The organism is Polymorphospora sp. NPDC051019, assembly GCF_040683055.1.
GTDB classification, from domain to species: domain Bacteria; phylum Actinomycetota; class Actinomycetes; order Mycobacteriales; family Micromonosporaceae; genus Polymorphospora; species Polymorphospora lycopeni.
On the sequence record NZ_JBFBCH010000011.1, the window covers coordinates 1 to 22,897 of the forward strand.

At 72.8% G+C, this 22,897-nt stretch carries 20 protein-coding genes; 12 read left to right on the forward strand and 8 right to left on the reverse strand.

Features of this window, described 5'->3' with window-relative positions; all coding sequences use genetic code 11:
* Positions 1-122: 122 nt before the first annotated feature.
* Positions 123-524: a WhiB family transcriptional regulator gene (locus AB0M79_RS20080; RefSeq protein WP_357534005.1), complete on the reverse strand. Its 402-nt coding sequence runs from the start codon at positions 522-524 to the stop codon at positions 123-125.
* A 292-nt stretch (positions 525-816) separates the two neighbouring features.
* Here AB0M79_RS20080 and AB0M79_RS20085 point away from each other — a divergent pair, with 292 nt between their 5' ends.
* A complete protein-coding gene (locus AB0M79_RS20085) occupies positions 817-1,665 on the forward strand; it encodes a helix-turn-helix transcriptional regulator (protein WP_364215643.1) in 849 nt (282 codons plus the stop codon).
* Between the two features lie 75 nt (positions 1,666-1,740).
* On the opposite strand, the gene AB0M79_RS20090 is transcribed toward AB0M79_RS20085, so the two are convergent.
* Complete coding sequence (locus AB0M79_RS20090) at positions 1,741-2,160, reverse strand: DUF5319 domain-containing protein (protein ID WP_364215646.1); 420 nt, start codon at positions 2,158-2,160, stop codon at positions 1,741-1,743.
* A 216-nt stretch (positions 2,161-2,376) separates the two neighbouring features.
* On the opposite strand from AB0M79_RS20090, the gene guaB reads away from it, so the two are divergent.
* From guaB to AB0M79_RS20105, 3 genes are read left to right on the forward strand one after another with little or no spacing between them, the layout of a single operon-like run.
* Positions 2,377-3,846 carry an IMP dehydrogenase gene (gene guaB, locus AB0M79_RS20095; protein ID WP_364216202.1) on the forward strand — a complete coding sequence of 490 codons (1,470 nt, stop codon included), beginning with the start codon at positions 2,377-2,379 and terminating at the stop codon, positions 3,844-3,846.
* Between the two features lie 9 nt (positions 3,847-3,855).
* Positions 3,856-4,974, forward strand: coding sequence for a GuaB3 family IMP dehydrogenase-related protein (locus AB0M79_RS20100; RefSeq protein WP_364215649.1), 1,119 nt, complete (start codon positions 3,856-3,858; stop codon positions 4,972-4,974).
* Entirely contained in the window at positions 4,971-6,380 is a 1,410-nt protein-coding gene (locus AB0M79_RS20105) for a M1 family metallopeptidase (RefSeq protein WP_364215652.1), read from the forward strand. Before AB0M79_RS20100 ends, AB0M79_RS20105 begins: the two co-directional genes overlap by 4 nt.
* A 47-nt stretch (positions 6,381-6,427) precedes the next feature.
* On the opposite strand, the gene AB0M79_RS20110 is transcribed toward AB0M79_RS20105, so the two are convergent.
* On the reverse strand, positions 6,428-7,558 hold the full coding sequence (locus AB0M79_RS20110) for an LCP family protein (RefSeq protein ID WP_364215655.1): 1,131 nt from the start codon (positions 7,556-7,558) through the stop codon (positions 6,428-6,430).
* A gap of 69 nt (positions 7,559-7,627) precedes the next feature.
* Between AB0M79_RS20110 and AB0M79_RS20115 the strand changes: the two genes are divergently transcribed.
* Positions 7,628-9,325: a GMC family oxidoreductase gene (locus tag AB0M79_RS20115; protein WP_364215658.1), complete on the forward strand. Its 1,698-nt coding sequence runs from the start codon at positions 7,628-7,630 to the stop codon at positions 9,323-9,325.
* A 137-nt stretch (positions 9,326-9,462) separates the two neighbouring features.
* On the forward strand, positions 9,463-11,016 hold the full coding sequence (gene guaA, locus AB0M79_RS20120; protein WP_364215661.1) for a glutamine-hydrolyzing GMP synthase: 1,554 nt from the start codon (positions 9,463-9,465) through the stop codon (positions 11,014-11,016).
* Positions 11,017-11,020: 4 nt separating this feature from the next.
* On the opposite strand, the gene AB0M79_RS20125 is transcribed toward guaA, so the two are convergent.
* A complete protein-coding gene (locus tag AB0M79_RS20125; protein ID WP_364215664.1) occupies positions 11,021-11,383 on the reverse strand; it encodes a PspC domain-containing protein in 363 nt (120 codons plus the stop codon).
* Positions 11,384-11,528: 145 nt separating this feature from the next.
* Here AB0M79_RS20125 and AB0M79_RS20130 point away from each other — a divergent pair, with 145 nt between their 5' ends.
* The 3 genes from AB0M79_RS20130 to AB0M79_RS20140 all read left to right on the forward strand — a co-directional run bounded on the left by AB0M79_RS20130 (position 11,529) and on the right by AB0M79_RS20140 (position 14,811).
* Positions 11,529-12,476 (forward strand): NUDIX domain-containing protein, encoded by a 948-nt coding sequence (locus AB0M79_RS20130; RefSeq protein WP_364215667.1) that lies wholly within the window; start codon positions 11,529-11,531, stop codon positions 12,474-12,476.
* Positions 12,477-12,530: 54 nt separating this feature from the next.
* Positions 12,531-13,529, forward strand: coding sequence for an NUDIX domain-containing protein (locus tag AB0M79_RS20135; protein ID WP_364215670.1), 999 nt, complete (start codon positions 12,531-12,533; stop codon positions 13,527-13,529).
* A gap of 346 nt (positions 13,530-13,875) precedes the next feature.
* On the forward strand, positions 13,876-14,811 hold the full coding sequence (locus tag AB0M79_RS20140) for a CDP-alcohol phosphatidyltransferase family protein (RefSeq protein WP_364216205.1): 936 nt from the start codon (positions 13,876-13,878) through the stop codon (positions 14,809-14,811).
* 58 nt (positions 14,812-14,869) lie between these two features.
* On the opposite strand, the gene AB0M79_RS20145 is transcribed toward AB0M79_RS20140, so the two are convergent.
* The 3 genes from AB0M79_RS20145 to AB0M79_RS20155 all read right to left on the reverse strand — a co-directional run bounded on the left by AB0M79_RS20145 (position 14,870) and on the right by AB0M79_RS20155 (position 18,640).
* Positions 14,870-16,123, reverse strand: coding sequence for a phosphatidylserine decarboxylase (locus AB0M79_RS20145; protein ID WP_364215673.1), 1,254 nt, complete (start codon positions 16,121-16,123; stop codon positions 14,870-14,872).
* Between the two features lie 148 nt (positions 16,124-16,271).
* Positions 16,272-16,586, reverse strand: a complete 315-nt coding sequence (locus AB0M79_RS20150) for a hypothetical protein (RefSeq protein ID WP_364215676.1) — start codon at positions 16,584-16,586, stop codon at positions 16,272-16,274.
* A complete protein-coding gene (locus AB0M79_RS20155; protein WP_364215679.1) occupies positions 16,583-18,640 on the reverse strand; it encodes a PspC domain-containing protein in 2,058 nt (685 codons plus the stop codon). The genes AB0M79_RS20150 and AB0M79_RS20155 overlap by 4 nt, the downstream gene beginning before the upstream one ends.
* 276 nt (positions 18,641-18,916) lie before the next feature.
* Here AB0M79_RS20155 and AB0M79_RS20160 point away from each other — a divergent pair, with 276 nt between their 5' ends.
* Both AB0M79_RS20160 and AB0M79_RS20165 read left to right on the forward strand, forming a co-directional pair.
* A complete protein-coding gene (locus AB0M79_RS20160) occupies positions 18,917-20,113 on the forward strand; it encodes a PspC domain-containing protein (protein ID WP_364216208.1) in 1,197 nt (398 codons plus the stop codon).
* A 5-nt stretch (positions 20,114-20,118) separates the two neighbouring features.
* Positions 20,119-20,808 carry a response regulator transcription factor gene (locus AB0M79_RS20165; protein ID WP_364215682.1) on the forward strand — a complete coding sequence of 230 codons (690 nt, stop codon included), beginning with the start codon at positions 20,119-20,121 and terminating at the stop codon, positions 20,806-20,808.
* Positions 20,809-20,836: 28 nt separating this feature from the next.
* On the opposite strand, the gene AB0M79_RS20170 is transcribed toward AB0M79_RS20165, so the two are convergent.
* Complete coding sequence (locus AB0M79_RS20170) at positions 20,837-21,571, reverse strand: PIG-L deacetylase family protein (protein ID WP_364215685.1); 735 nt, start codon at positions 21,569-21,571, stop codon at positions 20,837-20,839.
* A gap of 222 nt (positions 21,572-21,793) precedes the next feature.
* On the opposite strand from AB0M79_RS20170, the gene AB0M79_RS20175 reads away from it, so the two are divergent.
* A complete protein-coding gene (locus AB0M79_RS20175) occupies positions 21,794-22,837 on the forward strand; it encodes an ABC transporter permease (RefSeq protein WP_364215688.1) in 1,044 nt (347 codons plus the stop codon).
* The last annotated feature ends 60 nt before the right edge of the window (positions 22,838-22,897 follow it).

The following is a 22,897-nucleotide window of genomic DNA, read 5'->3' on the forward strand; positions in this document are numbered from 1 at the left end:
TACGGGCGGCGGTGGCGTCGTTCGACGACGTGCTGCTGGTCGCGTCCGGGGTGTACGAGACGCCGCCGTGGGGCGACGCCGACCAGCCGCCGTACGGTGGGCGCCCCGATTCCGTCAGACGGTCAGTGCGCGGCGGCGGGTACGGCCGCCGGGCGCTGGGCCGGCACCGTCGACCGGTGCGGGCGGCCCAGGCGGGCCTCCAGGCGGGCGATGTCGACCCGGGACAGCCGGCGGTCGGCGGCGTCCTCCCAGCCGACGGCGAGCAGCCGCAGCCGCTCAGCCTCGCTGAAGCCACCCCACACGCCGTACGGCTCGCGTACGGCCAGCGCGTGCGCGGCACACTCGGCCCGCACCGGGCAGCTCCCGCACACGGACTTGGCCTTGGCCTCGCGCCGGTTGCGTGACGATCCCCGCTCGCCGTCGGGGTGGAAGAACTGGGCGCTGTCGCGCCCACGGCAGGCACCGAGCCGCTGCCACTCCCACAGGTCGACGATGGGTCCGGGCAGTCTGTTCACGTTCGACATCAGCACCCCTCCTCCCGCGCGGCCCCGCGGTCAGCTCACCTCGACGTCTGGCGGTCGGTCCGGGCGACGGGCCGCGCAGGCGCACCGGATCCCGACCTGTCGATGGCGATACCCCGCTTGCGCGAACCTCACACGTCCCTGATCGATTCGTTGCCGGAGGCGTGTCGATTCGTTGTCGGTAGGGAAGTGGATGGGCCGGTGAAGTGTCCGGAACTTTCCCTTTCCTAAGCCGTTAAAGCACGTAATGATCACATGCTTCCGTGGTCTTCTCCTTGAGGAAAGGGGGATCACTGTGCGTACCGTCCTCGTGTGCGTCCGGACGCCGATCGCCGCCCGCAACGTGGCGTCCGCCGCCGCCCGGCTCGGGATGTCCGCCGCCGTCCGCACCGCGGTTTCCGAACCCGAGGTGCTGCTCCGGCTCGCCGAGGGCCCGGCGGAGGTGGTGCTCGCCGACACCGCGCTGACCCGCCCGGACAGTGCCGGGTTCACCCGCCGGGTGCTGGCCCGCGCACCCGGCGCCGTACTGGTGCTCTTCGGGCCGGAGGACCCGCGGGTCGCCGCCGCCGCGATCGCCGCCGGTGCCCGCGGGCTGATCCAGGGCGGCGACCACGACCTGGTCAGCGTGGTCGCCAAGGCGTTGCTGCTGCTCTGTGTGCCCGGCCGGGCCGGGGTCGGACTGGGCGCCGGGCGAGGTACGGCCGGTAGCGGGGTGCCCGGGACGGGTGGATCGGCGCGGCTCGCCGACCGGTCCGGGGTGCCGCCGCTACCCGGCCAGCCCACGATGGTGCCCGCCCAGCGCGGCGACGAGGGACACGACGGTTTCTATCCGCCGCAGGCCGACCCACGGGCCGGAAACAGCCCCGACGGCCGCTATGCCGGCCCGCCGACCCGGCGCGACACCGGCCCGCCGGCCATGGCCGCGCCGGCCGGCCCGCCCGGGCGGCGGATCACGCTCACCGAACGCGAACTGCAGGTGCTGCGGGGGATGTCCGACGGCAAGAGCAACGCGGAGATCGGACGCGAACTCTTCGTCTCGGAGGACACCGTCAAGACCCACGCCCGCCGACTCTTCCGCAAGCTCGGCGCCCGGGACCGGGCGCACGCCGTGGCGGCCGGCTTCCGGGCGGGCCTGGTGGCCTGACCCGGGCTCGGGCGACGGGGCGGTACGGTGCCGGCGCACGGGGGCCGGCACCGGCCGGCGGCACCGGGGCGCCGGTCAGTCCCCGGTGGTCTCGTCGTCCTCGACGTCGTCGGTGCCCTCGGTCAGGGTGTCGTGCACCCCGTCGGCGTAGCCACGGGCGTAGTCCCAGGTCACGTAGTGGTCGGGATCGGGGTCGAAGGCCGGCTCGTGCACCCGTGTGCGCCCGGAGTCGAGCAGGTGTCGCAGGTTGCCGCGCAGCAGGTCCCAGTCGAAGTAGTGCGGCTCCCGGCAGTCCTCGCACTCGATGACCAGTCCGCGCACCCCGATCGGGCTCAGCAACGCCTGGTAGATCTCCAGGTCGGCGATGTCCTCCAGCACGTCCTGCCGCTCGACCTCGGTCAGCGGGTCGTGCGGGTTGTCCTGCTCGGGATCGTCGAGCCCCGCTGCCGGATCGGCGGGGTCGCCGTTGAACGGGTCGATCGGCTCGTCGTGCACCCCTCCACCGTAGTGGTAGGCGTGGCCGCCGCGCCCGCCCCGCCGTACGGTCGGGGCGTCCGACCACCCCGGGTCGCCGGGCGCGGGCCTGCCACCGGCACATGGGTACGATGAAGCGACGCGCCGCTGAGGGGACAAATCGTGGATATTTCGCCCGTGAACGATCATGCGTCGGACCGGGTCGACGCCAGCTCGACGGGTCCGGCACCCGAGCGGATCGTGCCGCTCGGGCTGACTTTCGACGACGTACTTCTGCAACCCGGCGAGTCCGACATCGTGCCGAGCCGGGTCAACACGATCACCCGGCTGACCCGCAACGTCGAGATCGCCATTCCACTCGCGTCCAGCGCGATGGACACCGTGACCGAGGCCCGGATGGCGATCGCCATGGCCCGGCAGGGCGGCATCGGGGTCCTGCACCGCAACCTCTCGGTGGAGGACCAGGCGCTCCAGGTTGACCTCGTCAAGCGGTCCGAGGCCGGCATGATCACCAACCCGGTGACCGCCAGCCCCGACGACACCCTGCGTGACGTCGACGCGCTCTGCGGGCGCTACCGGATCTCCGGCGTGCCGGTGGTCGACGCCGAGGGCATCCTGGTCGGCATCGTCACCAACCGCGACATGCGCTTCGAGACCGACACCAGCATCCCGGTCCGCCAGGTGATGACGCCGATGCCGCTGGTCACCGCCGAGGTCGGGGTCTCCAAGGACCAGGCCCTGGCCCTGCTGCGCCAGCACAAGGTGGAGAAGCTTCCGCTGGTCGACCGGGCCGGGCGGCTGCGTGGGCTGATCACCGTCAAGGACTTCACCAAGAGCGAGCAGTTCCCCAACGCGACCAAGGACAGCGCCGGCCGGCTGCGGGTCGCCGCCGCCGTCGGGGTGGGCGACGACGCGTACAAGCGGGCCCGGGCCCTGATCGACGCCGGTGTCGACGTGGTGATCGTCGACACCGCGCACGGCCACCAGCGCGCCGTGCTCGACATGGTGCGGCTGCTGAAGAAGGAGACCGCGGTCGACGTGGTCGGCGGCAACGTCGGCACGTACGCCGGGGCGAAGGCACTGGTCGACGCCGGTGCCGACGGCGTCAAGGTCGGCGTCGGCCCCGGGGCCATCTGCACCACCCGGATCGTGGCCGGGGTCGGCGTGCCCCAGATCACCGCGATCATGGAGGCGGCCCGCGCCTGCCGGCCGGCCGGCGTACCGGTCATCGGCGACGGCGGTATCCAGTACTCCGGCGACATCGCCAAGGCGCTGGTCGCCGGTGCCGACTCGGTCATGCTCGGCAGCCTGCTCGCCGGCTGCGAGGAGAGCCCCGGCGAGCTGCTGTTCATCAACGGCAAGCAGTTCAAGTCCTACCGGGGGATGGGCTCGCTCGGCGCGATGCAGTCCCGCGGCCAGGCCCGCTCCTACTCCAAGGACCGCTACTTCCAGCACGACGTGCTCAGCGACGAGAAGCTGGTCCCCGAGGGCGTCGAGGGGCGGGTGCCCTACCGCGGCCCGCTGGCCGCGGTGGCCCACCAACTCGTCGGCGGCCTGCGCCTGGCCATGGGCTACGTCGGCGCCGAGGGCATCCGCGACCTGCACGAGCGGGGCCAGCTCGTCCGGATCACCGCGGCCGGGCTCAAGGAGAGCCACCCGCACGACATCCAGATGACCGTCGAAGCCCCCAATTACCACACCCGATAGGAGCCTCCTGTGCGTGACGTGGTCGAAATCGGGTCGGGTAAGACCGCGCAGCGCGGCTACCACCTGGACGACATCGCGATCGTGCCGAGCCGACGTACCCGCGACGTCGACGACGTCTCGACCGCCTGGCAGCTCGACGCCTACCCGTTCCGGATCCCGTGCGTGGCACACCCGTCCGACGCGACCATGAGCCCCGCCTCGGCGGTCGCGCTCGGCCAGCTCGGCGGCCTCGGCGTGCTCAACGTCGAGGGGCTGTGGACCCGCTACGAGGACCCGGAGAAGGTGCTCGAGGAGCTGTCGACCCTCGACGAGGACGCGCCGGCCACCAAGCGGTTGCAGGAGGCGTACGCCGAACCGATCCGGCCCGACCTCATCGCCGAGCGGGTCCGGCAGATGCGCGAGGGCGGCAGCACCGTCGCCGTACGGGTGTCGCCGCAGCACACCCTCGCCCTCGCCCCGGTCATCCTCGACGCCGGCGTCGACATCCTCGTCATCCAGGGCACCATCGTCTCCGCCGAGCACGTCTCGACCACCGACGAGCCGCTCAACCTCAAGGAGTTCATCGCCGACCTCGACCTGCCGGTCGTGGTCGGCGGCTGCACCGACTACAAGACGGCACTGCACCTGATGCGCACCGGCGCGGCCGGCGTGATCGTCGGTGTCGGCGCCGACGAGTGGTCGACGACCGACACCGTGCTCGGCATCCGGGTGCCGATGGCGACCGCGATCGCCGACGCGGCCGCCGCCCGGCGCGACTACCTGGACGAGACCGGCGGGCGCTACGTCCACCTCATCGCCGACGGTGACGTCCAGACCTCGGGCGACATCGCGAAGGCGCTCGGCTGCGGCGCCGACGCCGTCATGCTCGGCGAGCCGCTGGCGATGTGCGACGAGGCGCCGGCCTCCGGCGCCTGGTGGCACTCGGCGGCGAGCCACCCGCAGCTCCCACGTGGAGCGTTCGGGGTTGCCGGGGAGTCGCTCGGGTCGATGGAGAAGCTGCTCTACGGCCCGTCCGACGACCCGGACGGCCAGCTCAACCTCTTCGGCGGCCTGCGCCGCGCGATGGCCAAGTGCGGCTACCGCGACCTGAAGGAGTTCCAGAAGGTCGGACTGGTCATCGATCGATGAAGGTCAGAACCGCTCGGGCGGTGGGCGCCGCCGCGCTGGTGGCGGTGCTCGCCACCAGCGGGTGCACGGGCCTGCCCGGCGCCGGCGAGACACCGGTCACCTTCGAGGCCGGCGCCGACGGCATCGGCGACCCCTACTTCCCGACGTACGGCAACGGCGGCTACGACGTGCTCAGCTACGGCCTGAAGCTGCGCTACGACCCGGCCGGCGACCAGCTCGGCGGCACCGCCACCATCACCGCCACCGCGACGGCCAACCTGTCCCGGTTCAACCTCGACCTGGTCGGGCTCACCGTCTCCGAGGTCACTGTCGACGGGACGACGGCCCGGCACGCCCGCGAGGGCGACGAACTGGTGATCACGCCGGAGTCCGGCCTGCGCCGCGACTCCCGGTTCGTGGTCGAGGTCGACTACAGCGGCACCCCGGTGACGGTGCGCAGCCCCGACCTGGGCGAGGGCGGCTTCATCAACACCGACGACGGGGCGATCGCGCTCGGTCAGCCCGAGTCGGCCAGCACCTGGTTCCCGGTCAACGACCACCCGCTCGACAAGGCGACGTACGACATCGAGATCACGGTCCCGGAGGGGCTGAGCGCCCTCAGCAACGGAGTGCCGGGCGGCACGTCGACCGCAGACGGCTGGACCACCTGGAAGTGGGCGGAGCGCGCGCCGATGGCGAGCTACCTGACCACCCTGGTCATCGGCGACTACCGGGTGAACAGCGGCACCCACGCCGGCAAGCCGATCGTCACCGCGGTCGCGGCGGAGCTGCCGACGACGTACGCGGACGCGGCGATGGCGCGTACCGGTGAGATCGCCGACTATCTCGCCACCCTCTTCGGCCCCTACCCGTTCGACTCGTACGGCGGGATCGTCGTCGCCGAGAGCCGGATCGGCTACGCCCTGGAGACCCAGTCCCGCCCGGTCTACGGGCCGTCGTTCTTCCGCCGCGACACCGGGGAGTGGGTGGTCGCGCACGAGCTGGCCCACCAGTGGTTCGGCGACAGCGTCTCGATCCACCACTGGCGTGACATCTGGCTCAACGAGGGCTTCGCCAGCTATGCCGAGTGGCTGTGGGAGGAACACGACGGCGGCCGCTCCGCGCAGGCCAACTTCGAAGACGAGTACGCCCAGACCGACTGGAGCCAGCCGACCGGCGACCCCGGCCGGTCCGGGATCTTCAGCCGGGCGGTCTACAAGCGTGGGGCGCTGACCGTGCACGCGTTGCGCCGTACGGTGGGCGACGACGCGTTCTTCCGGCTGTTGAAGACCTGGACCGCCGAGAAGCGGGACGGCAACGCCACCACCGCCGAGTTCGTCGCCGTCGCCGAGCGGGTCACCGGCAAGTCACTGCGGCCGTTCTTCGACGACTGGCTCTACGGCACCACCGCACCGCCGCTGCCGTGACCTTGGCCGGCCCGCCGGCACCGCGCGCGAGCTGAGCCGCCGGCCGGTCAGCCCTGCAGCACCAGCGACGGGTTGGCGGCGACGAACTCGTCCTCCCGGCCGGCCCGTAGCTCGGCGAGGTAGCGCCGGCCGATCTCGTCGAGCTGCTCGCCGCGGTAGCCCGAGCCGGTGCCGATCCCGGAGCCGGGCAGGCCGACCAGGGTCAGGTTCTCCGGCCGCAGGTCGCTGAGCGCGAACGCGAAGTCGATCGGCCGCTGGCCGCGGCCGTCGAAGACCAGGGCGTCACCGATCGCGGTCAGCACCTGGCCGACGGCCAGCGGATTGGTGGCCATCGAGCTGGCCAGCACCCCACGCAGCAGCGCTTTGATCAACTGCTGGTGGTGGCGCTGCCGGTCGTACGCGCCGTTCGGCAGGTCGTACCGCTGCCGGGCGTAGTCGAGCGCCTGCCAGCCGTTGAGGTGGCGCAGGCCGGGCTCGTAGACCATCTGCGGCCCGGTGTAGCCGCCCGACCTCGACGCGGTGCGCAGCTTGCCGTCCGGCCGCAGGTGGATCGAGGCGACCCGCTGGTCGATGTGCAGGTCGACGCCGCCGACCGCGTCGACGAGGTTGCGGAAGCCCCGGAAGTTCAGCACCGCGCCCGCGTCGAACTCGTCGATCCCGGTGTAGTCGCTCACCGTACGGGCCAGCAGTTGGAAGCCGCGGGCGACGTCCGGCGTGCCGCCGTCACGCTGCCGGCTGCCGTACACCATCGCGGCATTGATCTTGTTTCGGCCGCCCCGGTAGCCGGAGGCCGGGAAGGCGGGAATGTCCACCAGCAGGTCCCGGGGGAGGGCGACCAGGTGGCCGCTCTTCAGGTCGGCGTCCACCCGCAGGATCATGATCGCGTCGGCGTTCGGCTGCCAGTCCGGCACGCTTTCGCGGGTGTCGATGCCGACCAGCAGGATGTCGAGCGGACCCTTGAGTTCGGCCCCGGGCCGCGGCGTCGGGCTGGCGGTCGGGGTGCCGCCGCCGGCCGCGCTCGCCGGGCCCGACGGTCCGAACAGGTCGGCGGTCGAGATCGGATAGCGCCGTTCCAGATACCCGTCGACGACGACCGCGGCGCCGCCGAGCAGCCCGACCGCCGCGACGATCGCCACGCACCACAAGACGAGGCGCCGGCGCCTGCCCTGTCCAGTCATCGACTTTCCTCCTGCGCAGACCGCGCCGACCCGTGGCGTGAAAGGTACCCGGCCGAGAAAATGACCCGCATGCGGTACGACGTGGTCGTCATCGGTTCCGGGTTCGGCGGCAGCGTAGCCGCACTACGGCTGGTGGAGAAGGGCTATTCGGTCGCTGTTCTGGAAGCCGGTCGGCGGTTCGCCGACCACGAACTGCCCCGTACGTCGTGGCGGCTGCACCGCTTTCTCTGGGCGCCACGCCTCGGCTGGTACGGCATCCAGCGGATCAGCCTGCTCCGCCCGGCCCGCCGCGGCCGGGGCGCCGGGGTGCTGGTGCTCTCCGGCGCCGGGGTCGGCGGCGGCTCCCTGGTCTACGCCAACACCCTCTACGAGCCGCTGCCCGACTTCTACGACGATCCACAGTGGCGCCACCTCGCCGACTGGCGTACCGAACTCGCCCCGCACTACGACCAGGCGCGACGGATGCTGGGCGGGACGACGTACCCGGTCCGGACGGCCGCCGACGAGGCGATGCGGGCGGTGGCGGAGCGGATGGGGGTCGGGCACACGCACCGGCCGACGCCGGTCGGGGTCCATCTCGGCCGGCCCGGCGAGGTGCGCCGCGATCCGTACTTCGGCGGCGCCGGTCCGGACCGGACCGGCTGCCTGCACTGCGGCGCCTGCATGACCGGCTGCCGGCACGGCGCCAAGAACACCCTGGTGAAGAACTACCTGTGGCTGGCCGAGCGGCTCGGGGCGCGGATCCACCCGCGCACCACGGTCACCGCCGTACGTCCCGCGCCGGCCGGCGGCTACCTCGTGACGACCGTACGCACCGGAAGCTGGACCGGCCGGCGCCGGACCGTCGAGGCGGACCAGGTCGTCTTCGCCGCCGGGGCGCTGGGCACCCAGCGGCTGCTGCACACGATGCGGGACAGCGGTGCGCTGCCCGACCTGTCCGCCCGGATCGGCGCGCTGACCCGGACCAACTCCGAGGCGATCCTCGGCGCCTCGGTGCCCCGGCCGGCGGCCCGGCGGCGGAACCTCGACTTCAGCCACGGGGTGGCGATCACCAGTTCGTTCCATCCCGACCGGCAGACCCACGTCGAACCGGTCCGCTACGGGCCCGGCTCCAACCTGTTGGGGCTGCTCCAGTCGGCCCTGGTCGACGGCGGCCCCCGACGGTTCCGCCGCTGGCTCGGCACGCTGGCCCGCCGCCCGCTCACGTCGCTGCGGCAGCTGTCGGTGCGGGACTGGTCCCGTCGTACGGTCATCGCGCTGGTGATGCAGTCGGCGGACAACTCGCTGACCACCCGGCTGCGGCGGACCTGGACCGGTGGCCGGCGGCTGGCGACCGGGCCGGGCCACGGCCCACCCAGCCCGACCTGGATCCCGGCCGGCAACACGGCGGCGCGGCTGCTGGCCGAGGAGATCGGCGGTCACCCCGGCGGCGCGGTCACCGAGGCGGTCGACATCCCGATGACCGCGCACATCCTCGGCGGTGCGGTGATCGGCGGCAGCGCCGCCGACGGCGTGGTCGACCCCTACCACCGGGTGTACGGCCACCCCGGCCTGCACGTGGTCGACGGGGCGGCGGTGTCGGCGAACCTCGGCGTCAACCCGGCCCTGACGATCACCGCGCAGGCGGAGCGGGCGCTGTCGTTCTGGCCCAACCGCGGCGATCCGGACCCCCGCCCGCCGCAGGGCGCGCCGTACGACCGGATCGGGCCGGTGCCGCCCCGGCGGCCAGCCGTGCCCGCCGACGCCCCGGCGGCCCTGCGTCGCTGAAGCGACCGCCGCCGATCAGTCGTTGAGCTGCGACGACGCCCCCGGGCGGGGGTTCGCCCGGCCCGGCTCCGGCCGGCCGGGCGGGACCGGGCGGCCTGTCGCGGCGGTGCCGGTGACAGTGGGTAGGCTCTGAGCACATGAGCACGCCCCGCCCGGTCCTCGTCGTCGACTTCGGCGCCCAGTACGCCCAGTTGATCGCCCGCCGCGTCCGTGAGGCGCGGGTCTATTCGGAGATCGTCCCGCACTCGATGCCGGTGGCCGAGATGCTGGCGAAGGATCCCGCCGCGATCATCCTCTCCGGCGGCCCGTCCAGCGTCTACGCGCCGGGTGCGCCGCAGGTCGACGGCGCCCTCTTCGATGCCGGCGTACCGGTGTTCGGCATCTGCTACGGGTTCCAGGCGATGGCCCAGGTGCTCGGCGGCACCGTCGCCCGCACCGGTCGCAGCGAGTACGGCGGCACCCCGCTGACCGTACGGCCGCAGGCCGGCGTGCTGCTGCGTGAGCTGCCGGCCGAGCTGCCGGTGTGGATGAGCCACGGCGACTGCGTGACCGAGGCGCCGACCGGGTTCACCGTGACGGCCGAGTCGGCCGGGGCGCCGGTGGCCGCGTTCGAGGACGTCGTGGGCCGCCGGGCCGGCGTGCAGTTCCACCCCGAGGTGCTGCACACCGAGCACGGGCAGACGGTGCTGTCCCGCTTCCTCTACGACGTGGCGGGCATCGAGCCGACCTGGACGCCGGAGAACATCATCGACGAGCAGGTGGCCCGGATCCGGGCCCAGGTCGGTGACAAGGAGATCATCTGCGCGCTGTCCGGCGGTGTCGACTCCGCGGTGGCGGCGGCGCTGGTGCACAAGGCCGTCGGTGACCAGCTCACCTGCGTCTTCGTCGACCACGGTCTGCTGCGGGCCGGCGAGGCCGAGCAGGTGGAGAAGGACTACGTCGCGGCGACCGGCATCAAGCTGAAGGTCGTCGACGCGGCCGACCGGTTCCTCGGCGCGCTCGACGGGGTCACCGACCCGGAAGACAAGCGCAAGATCATCGGGCGGGAGTTCATCCGGGTCTTCGAGGCCGCCGCCCGCGAGGTCGCCGCCGCCGGGGACGTCGAGTTCCTGGTCCAGGGCACGCTCTACCCCGACGTGGTCGAGTCCGGCGGCGGCACCGGCACCGCCAACATCAAGTCGCACCACAACGTGGGCGGCCTTCCCGACGACCTCCAGTTCTCGCTGGTCGAGCCGTTGCGCACCCTCTTCAAGGACGAGGTACGCACGCTCGGCCTGCAACTGGGCCTGCCCGAGGTCATGGTCTGGCGGCACCCGTTCCCGGGCCCCGGACTGGCCATCCGGATCATCGGCGCGGTCTCCCGCGACCGGCTGGAGGTGCTCCGCGTCGCCGACCTGATCGCCCGCGAGGAACTCGCCGCCGCCGGTCTGGAGCGCGGCGTCTGGCAGTTCCCGGTGGTGCTGCTCGCCGACGTACGCAGCGTGGGTGTGCAGGGCGACGGCCGCACCTACGGGCACCCCGTGGTGCTGCGACCGGTCTCCAGCGAGGACGCGATGACGGCCGACTGGTCGCGTCTGCCGTACGACGTCGTCGCCCGGATCTCCACCCGCATCACCAACGAGGTGCCCGAGGTCAACCGGGTGGTGCTCGACGTGACGAGCAAGCCGCCGGGCACCATCGAGTGGGAGTGACCGGTCACGCCGCTGGCGGCGGGTCGGCCACCTTCGACCAGTTCGGCGGGGTGGGCCCGGCGGGCGGGTAGCTGCCCGGCGTCGGGTCCGGCCCACCCGGGTACGGGCCGGCCGCCGGGTGCGGCCAGGCCGGGGCGTTCGCCGGCTCCTCGGGCATCAGGAACCATACGACCGGGTACGTCAGCAGCAGAAGCCCGCCGGTCGCCAGGACGGCCACGGCGAAGAGCACCCGGACGAGTGTCGGGTCGACGTTGAAGTATCGGCCGATGCCGGAGGCCACCCCGGCGACCATCCGGTCGGTGGTCGGCCGGCGCAGCTGCTTGTAGGGCGGGTGGGCGGTCGGCTGTTGGGGAGGTGATTGAGTCATGCCTCCACACTCCCGCGCCGACGGGCCCGCCGCCCTCGGTGACTCTCCTGAGCCCTACCCTGACTGTCCCCGGATGGGCGATAGCCTGTCAGGAATCTGACTCGCGTCATAGACGTGTCACATGATTCGGGAAGAATCGACCGCTGTGACCCCCGCGCTGGAGCCGCTTCGCAGGATCGCGGCGTATGCCCTCTGTGTCGATTCCGATGACCGTGTGTTGCTGGTCCGGGCCTCTCCCCGCTCGGGCACACCCGGTGTGTGGTCGCTGCCCGGCGGTGCGGTCGACCACGGTGAGGACCCCAACCACACGGTCGTGCGCGAGACGGCCGCCGAGACCGGACTCTCCATCGCCGTCACCGGCCTGAGCGACGTGCTCGCCGACATGCGCTCGCTGCCGCACCGGGGCGTCACCATCCACACCGACCGGCTGATCTACCAGGGATCGGTGCGGGGCGGAAACCTCTACGACCGGATCGGCCAGCCCACCGACCTGGCCCGCTGGGTCACCCTCGACGAGGCGAAGGGGATGCCGCTGCGCCCCTTCACGGCCACCGCCCTCGGGCTGCCCGCCGAGCCGATCGACCTGCGCCCCGACGAGGCGCCCGACTTCCCGTCGTTCTACGCCGTACCCGGCCCGGACGGGCTGCACCGCGCGCAGCGCTTCGCCGCGTACGCGGTCGCCACCGACCCCGCCGGCCAGGTGCTGCTCACCCGGGTCTCCGACGGCTATCCCGGAGCCGGCCGCTGGCACCTGCCCGGCGGCGGCACCGACTACGGCGAGCAGCCCGGCGCCGCGCTCATCCGCGAACTGGTCGAGGAGACCGGCCAGCGCGGTCGGCTGGTCGAACTGCTCGGGGTGGCGAGCCACCGCGACGCGGCGTCGCTCGGCCCGGAGGGCTATCCGATCGACTGGCACGGGGTGCGGGCCTTCTACCGGGTGGCCGTCGACACCCCGGCCCCGCCGACCGTCGGCGACGTCGGCGGCTCGACCTGCGAGGCGCGCTGGTTCGGGCCGCAGGAGATCGCCGAGCTGCCCGCCGACCGGATGACCGAGGTCACCGCCGAGGCGATGCGGGCCGTCCAGCTCGTCTGAACCCGGACCGTACGATCGACCCGTCGGAGCCGCCAGTGGCGACGGGGGGTGCGGGTGGATCGTCGGCGAAGGATCGCGGCGTACGGGGTCTGTGTGGCTGCCGACGGTCGACTACTGCTGGTCAGAGCTTCGGCCGCCACCGGACGCCCCGGCGTCTGGCAGGTGCCCGGCGGTGGCATCGAGCACGGCGAGCACCCGGCCGACGCGGTCGTCCGCGAGTTCGCCGAGGAGACCGGTCTCGCCGTCGGCGTACGCGGCCTGCGGGCCGTGGTCGCCGACGTGCGGGCCGGTCCGGACGGTGCCGTACACACCGACCGGGTCATCTACGACGTCGCCCCGCTGGGCGGGACGCTGCGCGCCGAACCGGCTGGCAGGACGCTACGCGCCGAACCGGCTGGCACCAGCGACCGTGCCGAGTGGGTCGAGCCCGGGCGGCTGGCCGCGCTGCCGCTGATGCCGTTCACCGCCGAACTGCTCGGCCGCCCGGTCGAGCCGGTACCGGCCGACCGCGCGGTGCCGTCCGCCGACGCCGCACCGGCGGCCGCCGGGACCGGGCACGGGCAGGTGACCCCGGCCGGTGGCGAACGGTTGGCGCGAGGCCAGCGCTTCGCCGCGTACGGGCTGGTCACCGACCCCGCCGGCCGGGTGCTGCTGACGCTTATCGCCCCCGGCTACCCGGGCGCCGGATCCTGGCACCTGCCCGGTGGCGGCACCGACCACGGCGAGCAACCCGTCGCCGCGCTGCTGCGCGAACTCGCCGAGGAAGCCGACCAGGTCGGCCGGATCACGGCGCTGCTCGACGTCTCGCACCGGCGTAACCCGGCCGCGGTCGGGCCGGAGGGCTATCCGATCGACTGGCACGCGGTCCGGGCGATCTTCCGCGTCGTCGTCGACACACCCACCCCGGCCCGGGTCACCGAGGCGGCCGGCGGATCGACGGCCGACGCGGCCTGGTTCCCCGTGGCGCGGGCCGTCAGTTTGCCCCTCACCGATGTCGCCGCCGCCGCGCTGCCGCTCCTCGTCGACCGGCCAGCCACGGAGCGTGACCGGTAGCGAAAGTACCGGTATGGCGGCTTCCGGTAAGATCCGTGGTGGAAGGGCGTCGACCGGGCGGCCCGATCGGCCGGTGCGGCGGCGACCTGCGCGACAGCGGTCACGACCGGGAACGAAAGCCCGGCCACGATCGTCTGAACGCCGTACGGTGCACCCAAAACAAGATCCGCAGACACCTATCGCGAATCTTCGCTCACTGTGCGATGGTGTAGGCCGCAAAATCGGGTGGCCGCCGAGGCGGCGGATCGACCATCCCGTGTTGGAGGGATACGTGCCGAGAACCCCTTGGCGACGTCGTCGTACGACCGACAGCCCGCGCCCCGCGGGCCGCCGCTGGGCAGGGCGTCTGCGTCGGGGCGGCACAATCGCTCGCCAGGCGCTTCTCGTACGGGTCGGTCGGCGCGGCGACTCCTCCGCCCGCACGGCGATGATGCGTTCCGACCACGTGCCGAGCGCCCCGGCCCCGTTCGGGCCGACCCCGCCGACCGCCGCCGAGATCACGGCCGCCGTCCCGGTCAGTCCCGCCGTCGGGCCGTCCAGCGCGGTCGACGCCGACGCCCAGGGCATGACCATCCCGCTGCTGCCGGGGGAGCGGACGACGGCCCGCCGGGTCAAGTTCCTCGTCGTCAACGCCTGCACCCTGACCAGCCTGACCCTCGGCCTGATGGCGATCTTCCTGGCGATGCAGGGTGAGATCCAGAATGCCGCGTTCTGCCTGATCGCCTGCGTCGGCTTCGACGGCCTCGACGGTGCGCTGGCCCGCCGGTTCGGCGTGTCGAGCCCGTTCGGCGCCCAGATGGACTCGCTCGCCGACATGTGCTCGTTCGGGCTGGCCGCGCCCGTGGTCGTCTACGCGTCGCTGGCCGGCACCGTCTCGGCCACTGCCGCCGCCGTGGCCTGCGCGCTGGTCGCCGCCTGCGCGGCGATCCGGCTGGCCCGCTTCAACGTCTCGCCGAAGGACGGCCGGTTCTTCTGCGGCGTGCCCACCACGATGGCCGCCGCCGTGCTCGCCGTCACGGTGCTGATCGGCCTGCCGGCGCCCGGATGGGTGCAGGTGACCGGGGTCGCGGTGCTGGCCATCGCGATGGTGTCCAGCTTCCCGTACGCCAAGCTGGCCCGCCTGATCAAGCTTCCGCCGTGGCTCTGGCTCGCCCCGATCATCGGTGCCCTGGTCAACCCCCGGCTGACGTTCGCGCTCGTCGTCGCCGGATACCTGATCAGCGGTCCGCTGCTCTGGCTGCGCGAGCGCCGCGCCGCGCAGGGCATCTCGCGCGCCGCCTGACGCACGTATGAAACGGCCGCCACCCCGAACGGGGTGGCGGCCGTCGACGTCGTACGGGTCAGCGCCAGCGGGCGATGACCGACGAACCGCCCAGCACCCGGTCGCCGGGGGCCACGTGCGGGTCGGCGGCGTCGGCCGGCAGGTAGACGTCGGTCCGCGAACCGAACCGGATCAGGCCGAACCGCTCACCGCGGGCCAGCAACGACCCGACCGGCGCCCGCTGCACGATCCGGCGGGCGATCAGGCCGGTCCGCTGCGCCACCACCACCGTGCCCCGGCTGGTGTCGAGCACCGTGTAGGCGGCGACGTTGTGCTCGGCGTCCGGCTTCATCGCGGCGGCGAACCCGCCGTCGGCGACGAAGTAGTCGACCACCTTGCCGGCGACCGGGGCCCGGTTGACGTGCACGTCGAGCACCGACAGGAACACCGCGACCCGCAGGAACTCCTGGTCGCCGAAGCGCTCGTCACGCAGCCGTTCGACCGACAGCACCTTGCCGTCGCTGGCGGCCACGACCGCCGACCCGTCGTCGGGCACATCCCGCTCCGGGTCCCGGAAGAACGCCGCGACCGGTACGGTGGCCAGCGCCGGCACCAGCCACAGCTTCGACTTCGGCCGGCTCACCCGGGACAGGGCCGCCAGCCCCAGCGCGATCCCGGCCGCGGCGACCCCGTTGGAGTCGATGTGCATGCTCCGGGTCAGCGGCACGCTCGACGGCCGGTAGGCCGGCGTCAGCTTGTCGGCGGTCGCGGGGTCGGCCGCGGTGAACCGGAGCCGGTACACCCGTACCGGCGGCTGGTTGCGCAGCACCAGGTCGGTGCCGACTCCGAAGAGCGCGCCCTGCCGGTCGAGTTCGGCGGCGGCGCCCGGCGTCGCGCCGGGCAGCGCCGGTACGGCGACCGACAGCACCGCGCCGTCGGTCAGGTGCTTGGTCAGCGCGTCCAGCGCGGTCCGGGTCTCCTCGGCGGTGCCGGCGAGGGGCTCGGCGACCATCACCACGTCGGCCGGGTCGGCCTCGGCGAGCGAGTCGACCACGCGTACCCGGTCGGCGACCCACCGCCCCTGCTCCGTGACGTGCTCCCGCAGCGCGGCGGCCTGACCTGCCTCGGCGGGCACCAGGGTGAGCGCGTCACCGGGCAGCAGCGCGTCGATCGCCGCGGCCAGGGTGGCGGAGTCGGGCGACGCGTCGACCAGCAGCGCGGTCTTCGGCGCCTGATGCCGGGCGAGTTCGGTGGTCAGGGTCCGGGCGGCGCGCTCGCCGATGCGGGCCGGGCCGCGCAGGCCGGTCACGCGTACGGCGGGGGACTCGGTCATGTCGGGCGGGCTCCTCGCAGATCAGGATCGGACGCGTGCCGCTCGGGCCGCGTGACGGGCTGTGCCGCATCCGGTCAGCGGGGCCGCGGACCGGCCGATGGCGGCGGTACCTCCATCGGCCAGCATAGGCGGCCCCGCCGTGATCACGTCACAGCCGGCGGGCGTCCCCGGAGTCGGCCGGCGGCCCGGTGACCGGCTCGTACGGCGCGCCGCTCACCGGATCGGGGGCACCACCGCTGGTCGGGGCGACCGCACCGGGCCCTTCGCCGGCCGGCGCGGAGCGGCCCGACCGCAGCGCGCCGATCAGACCAAACACGCCGAGCAGGATCAGCCCGCTGGCCAGGAACCAGCCCACCGTCGGCAGCGCGAGGTGGAAGATCTGGGCGAGCAGCCACCAGCCGGCCAGGCCGAGAAAGATCAGTGCGAAGGTCAGTGAGACCCCGTCGGTACGGTGTGCTTTCATCGCCGAACCTCCACATCGCCGGCTTTGACGTTCAGGTACAGGCGCAGGTCGCCGCCGCCGGTGCCGTCGGCGCCGAGATCGCGTACCTCGCGGTTGTTGCTGTCGATGCCGCTCCAGCGCTGGCCGAAGACCCGCGCGTCGCCGGCGCCGATGTTGGTCACGGCCACCACGTCGACCTGGGGCGGCACGAGTACGGTGACCGTTCCGAGGGCGACGTCGACGGTGATCCGGGTGTCCTGCCCACTGAAGTCCACCGAGCGCAGGTCGAGGGTGGCGTCCCCGAAGGTGTTCGAGTAGCGGGTGGCCAGTTCGTCGTGCGAGGTCGGACTCCAGACGACGACCGCCTGGTCCGGCCGGCCGTCGTTGTACGACTCGACCATCGTGGTGAAGCCGAGTGCGGCGGCGGCGACCAGTCCGAGAGCGATCAGCCACCGGGCCCGCCCGAACCAGGCACCGACCAGCAGGCCGACCGCGATCGTGGCCAGCACCACCGCGAAGTACGCGGACGGGCCGGGCGAGACCACACCGGCCACCTGTAGCAGCGTCAGCAGGCCGAGCAGCACGAAGATCATTGAGAAGGTGGCGGCGCCGAGCGGCGACCGCTCCTTGGGCGGCTTCGGTGGTTTCACCGGCTTGGGCGGCACCGGCGGAAGCGGACCGGTTCCGGCGTACGGGCCGTGCGGGGCGAACGGCGGCCGGTAGCCGCCCCCCGGTCCCAACGGCGGCGGGGGCACCGACACCGGCGGTCCGGCGGGCCAGACCGGCGGCAGTACGGCGGTCACCGCCGTGCGGTCGGTCCCGGCCGGCGACGGGGCCGTCTCCGAGACGTACGGCGACGGGGAGCCGACCGTGGGCGGGTGCGCCGGCGGCACCGGCCGGGATTTCGTGAGGTCGGGCGGACCGGCCGCGACCGGCGACTTCGTGAGGTCCGGCGATGCCGCCGCGCCCGGCGGGGTGTGGTGGCCCGCCGGCTGGTACGCGGCATGCACGCCGCCGGTGGCCGGTGCCGGCGGCACCGGACCCGGCGGGAACACCGGTGCCGGGCCGGGGTACGGCGCCGCGGCCGGGCCGGGGTACGGCGGTACGCCCGGACCCGGGCCACCCCCGGGCGGGGCGGCCGGCGGTGGTGCCCCGCCGCCGCCCGGGCCGTTCGGCGGCGGTCCGGCGCTGTTGCGGTTGAGCAGCAGCGCACCCCCGATGAGGACCGCCGTGCCGAGCATGACGGCGCGGAACGAGTCGGTGACGATGAAGCCGAACATCACCGCGACGAGGACACCGAGCACGATCACCGTCACCGGCGACATGCTCGACCGGCCGCGGCCGAGCATCGACTCGACCGGGGACGTGCTGTCACCCTCGGCCGGGGTGAGCAGCCAGACGGCGACGTACACCAGGATGCCGATACCGCCGAAGAACCCGAGTACGGCCAGCAGCACCCGCCACAGGATCGGGTCGGTGTTGGTGGCCCGGCCGATCGCGGCGCACACGCCGGCCAGGTAGCGGCCGTCGCGCGGGCGCACCAGGCCGTACCGCGAGGCGAAGGCGCCGCGCGTCGGCCCCGCCCCCCACGGGGGAAACCCACCGGGCCCACCGGGCGGTGGGCCGCCGGTGCCACCGGGAGGGCCGCCGGGTCCGCCGGGTGGTGGTCCGGACGGTGGTGGCCCGCCCGGCGCCGGCGGCGGGTCCGTGGGCCGCGACGGCGCGGCGGCCGGCGTCTCGGCCGTCGGGCTGCCGGTGGGCGTGCGAGCGGCCGGCCCGGCGGCGGGCGGCGGATCGGCCGGTGGTGTGCCGGCCGGCATCGACGGCGGGGCGGGCATCGGTGCCGGTGCCGGCATGGCCTTCGGCGCCGGCATGGCCGGCGGTGGTGGCGTGGCCGGTGCTTCCGCACCGGCCGGTGCGGCGGCGGGGCGACTGTCGCCGGTGGCGGGAGGACTGTCGGCGGCGGGCGGGCTGTCGTCGGCGGCGGAAGGTGCCGAGCCGGGCAGCGGGTGCTGCGACTGGCCGGCGGGCTCCGCCGTTGCCGGTCTGCGGGACTCGGCAGCTTCATCGGTCATACGAGAATCCTTTCCCCCGACCGACCCGACCGTCGTCAGGATCGGACCCTGAACGCACCCTGAGATCCGGGCGCCGAATGTCCGGGGCGTCCCCGTGGCCGGAGGACACCACGGCGTGTGACGATCGAAGAGACCCCGGACAGCCGGTCCGGGGCCGGCCGACCAGCAGTTCGGCGGCCGACGTCCCGCCGGCACCGCCCGCCGGCACCGAGCAGGGAGCCGACGATCACCACCGCGATCCAGCCGCCCCGCCTCTACCGCTCCCGCGACCAACGCATGGTCGCCGGAGTGGCCTCGGGGGTGGCGCAGCACCTCGCCATCCCGGTCACCGCGGTCCGGATCGCCTTCGTCGTGCTGCTCAGCCTGAGCGGGCTGGGCCTGCTGCTGTACGCCGCGTTCTGGGCGGTCGTGCCGGTACGCCCCGACGGCGCGCAGCCGCCGCCGCGCCGTGACCTCATGCAGATGCTCCCGTTCGTCGCCATCGGCATCGGCGTGATGATCATCCAGCTCATGGTCTTCGGGTCCACCGGCGTCGCCGGCACCGCCGGCTGGCTGGTGGCGATCGTCGCCGTGGGGGCCGGCGTGATCTGGCACCAGTCCGCCCCGGAGCGCCGCCGGCAGTGGAGCGAGGGCATGCCGGTGCCGTGGCTCGGCGCGGTCGTCGAGGAGAGCGACCGGCGCGCCTTCGTGCTGCGCTTCATCGGCGGCGGCCTGCTGGTGGCGGTCGGCATCATCGGCGTCGTCGCGGTCTACTCGCCGCAGGAGAGCTTCGACGCCGTACTCAACGGGATCATCTTCGCCCTGGTCGGCCTGGCCGGCGTCACCGTGGTGGCGGCACCGGTCCTGTGGCGGATCTTCAACCAGCTGCGCGCCGAGCGCGAGGGCCGCATCCGCGAGCAGGAACGGGCCGAACTCGCCGCCATGATCCACGACCAGGTGTTGCACACCCTGGCCCTGATCCAGCGCAACGCCGGCGACGTCAAGACGGTCCAGCGGCTGGCCCGCGGCCAGGAGCGGTCGTTGCGCAACTGGCTCTACAAGCCGACCGGCTCGCCGACCGAACGGTTCGCCGCCGCGCTGGAGCAGGCGGCGGCCGAGGTCGAGGACACCTACGCGATCACCGTCGAAGCGGTGGTGGTCGGTGACCGGGAAACCGACGAACACGTCGCGGCCCTGGTCGCCGCGGCCCGCGAGGCGCTGGTCAACGCGGCCCGGCACGCGAAGGTGCAGACCGTGTCGCTCTACGCTGAGGTGGAGCCCGAACAGGTGAGCGTGTTCGTCCGCGACCGTGGCGCCGGCTTCGACCTGTCGACGGTGGAAGATCATCGGCACGGGGTACGCGGCTCGATCATCGGGCGGATGAAGCGGCACGGCGGGCGGGCCGAGATCCGCAGCGAGCCGGGTGAGGGCACCGAGGTAAGGCTGATCATGCCGACGGCACGGGACAGTTCGTCGTCAGGGAAGGACAGGTAGCGCAGATGACCGACCAGCAGGCGGAGGCCGGGGCGGGCACCGGCGGCGACACCCAGCGGCGGCTGCGCGTGTTCCTCGTCGACGACCACGCGATGTTCCGGGCCGGCGTACGCGCCGAACTCGGCGCGCACGTCGACGTGATCGGCGAGGCGAGCACGGTGGCCGAGGCGCTCAGCCGGATCGCCGCCACCGAGCCGGACGTGGTGCTGCTCGACGTACACATGCCGGACGGGGGCGGCCGGGCGGTGCTGGAGGCGCTGCGGCGTACGCATCCGCAGGTGCGGTTCCTGGCCCTGAGTGTGTCCGATGCCGCCGAGGACGTGATCGGGCTGATCCGGGCCGGTGCCCGAGGATACGTCACCAAGACCATCTCGCCGGACGACCTGGCCGCGGCGATCCGCCGGGTGGCCGACGGCGACGCGGTGTTCAGCCCGCGGCTGGCCGGTTTCGTGCTCGACGCCTTCGCCGCCCGGCCCGACACGCCGGTCGCCGACCCGGAGCTGGACCAGCTCACCAACCGTGAGCGGGAGGTGCTGCGGCTGCTGGCCCGTGGGTACGCCTACAAGGAGATCGCCAAGGAGCTGTTCATCTCGATCAAGACGGTGGAGACGCACGTGTCGAACGTGCTGCGCAAGCTGCAGATGTCCAACCGTTACGAGCTGTCCCGCTGGGCCGCCGACCGTCGACTTGTCTGACGACCGCCGGCTGGGCTGACCGCCGGGGTCACTCCGTACGCAACACCGTGAACGCCTCGGCCAGCCGCCCGGCGGGGAGCCCGGCGTTCTCGGCCACGGTCGTCAGGACGTCGCGCAACCAGGTTTCCAGGTCCATGTGCGCGGTCTGGGTGGCGTGCGCCCGCATCGCGGCGAGCTTGCGCGGATACATCCCGGTGATGTCGACGACGTGATCGGGCGCCGGCCCGCCGGCGTACCAGACCTCCCGCACCACCCAGGGCTCCAGTCCCCGCTCCAGCAGCTCCGGAAAGGCGAAGCGGTTGCGGGCGTCGGGATAGATGGCGCAGGTGGTCGCCTCGCCGACGGCGAGGTGGTCGGGGTGGCTGGGGCCGGCGAGCCGTTCCCAGCGGCGCAGCGGTGAGCTGGTGAGCACCCGGTCGGGACGGAAGCGGCGGATCGCGGCGGTGATGTCGCGGCGCAGGTCCAGGGTCGGGGTCAGCGTCCCGTCGGCGTACCCGTCGAGGAAGTCGACCTGCTGGACGCCGACCGCGGCGGCAGCCGCGCGTTGTTCCTGTTCGCGGATCTCTCGCATCCGCTCGCCGGGTGTGTCGTCGTATCCGCCGGCATCTCCGCGCGTGATCAACAAATAACTGACGTCGATACCCTGGTCGATCCAGGAGGCGACCGTGCCGGCAGAACCGAAGTCGACATCGTCCGGATGGGCGAATACGGCAAGTGCCCGACTTACGTCGGAAAGTGATGGCGCCGACGCCGGAAAGCCCATGGAACGATCATACGAGCCATATGGGTGCGCCCGAAACCTGCCTGTCCGGTAGGGTATGTGCCCGTCGACTGGTTAACGACTGACTGTTACAACGGGACCGTCGTCCAGTGATTGACCTGTTATCTGAACGATGCATTGGGCTATTCCGAAAGTCGCTGTCAGCGGGCTAGCTTTTGCCGAACAGACGAAGCGATCCTTCGTCGGCAAAGGAGGCCCCGGTCCATGAGTAGCACCACCTCTCCGCCCGGCATGCAGCCCGTCGGTGACGGGATGACAGGCTCGGCGATGGAGGTCGGTTCCCCGACCGACGCGCCCCAGACCACCGCCGAAGAGCGGAACTTCGTGGGGCGGTCGCCGGGGCAGCTCGCGTGGCTGCGGCTCAAGCGCGACAAGACGGCCATCTTCAGCTTCTCGCTCGTCGTCTTCTTCGCGGTCGTCGCGCTCGCCGCACCGCTCATCGAGATGTTCTACGGGGTGAGTCCGACCCAGAACCACAGCGACAAGCTCAACCGGCAGGGCTTCCCGCTCGGCTACGCCGGCGGCATGTCCAGCGAGCACTGGCTGGGTCTCCAGGGTGGCAGCGGGCGTGACGTCTTCATGCAGCTCGTCTACGGCCTGCGCACCTCGCTGCTCATCGCCTCGGTGGCAGCGGTCATCACCGTCGTGGTCGGCATCGTGATGGGCATCGTCGCCGGCTACTTCGGCGGCTGGATCGACCAGGCGATCACCTGGCTCGTCGACTTCATGCTCGCCTTCCCCTTCCTGATCTTCGCGCTCGCGGTCATCCCGATCGTCAACCTCTACTTCTACGAGCCGGGCGAAGAGGTGCCGGGGTGGTTCCGGATCGCGGTGATCATCGGGGTCTTCTCGCTCTTCGGGTGGATGTCGACGGCCCGGCTGGTCCGCGGCCAGGTGCTCTCGCTGCGCGAGCGGGAGTACGTCGACGCCGCCCGAGCCGCCGGCGCGCGCACCCCGCACATCCTCTTCCGCCAGCTTCTGCCCAACATCTGGGCGCCGATCCTGGTGACCTTCTCGCTGGCGCTGCCCGCCTTCATCACCGCCGAGGCCGCCCTGTCGTTCCTCAACATCGGCGTGATCGAGCCGACCCCCGACCTGGGTCGGCTGGTCTACGCGGCGCGGGAGTACCTGGAGCCGATGCCGACCTACTTCCTGTGGCCGGCACTGACGGTGTTCCTCCTCGTGCTCGCCTTCAACCTGTTCGGCGACTCGTTGCGTGACGCGCTCGACCCCAAGTCGGACAAGTAGGTCCGAGCGGTCCCCATAGAAGATTAAAAATATGCTTCCGTTCCCGCCGTGGCGGGCCGA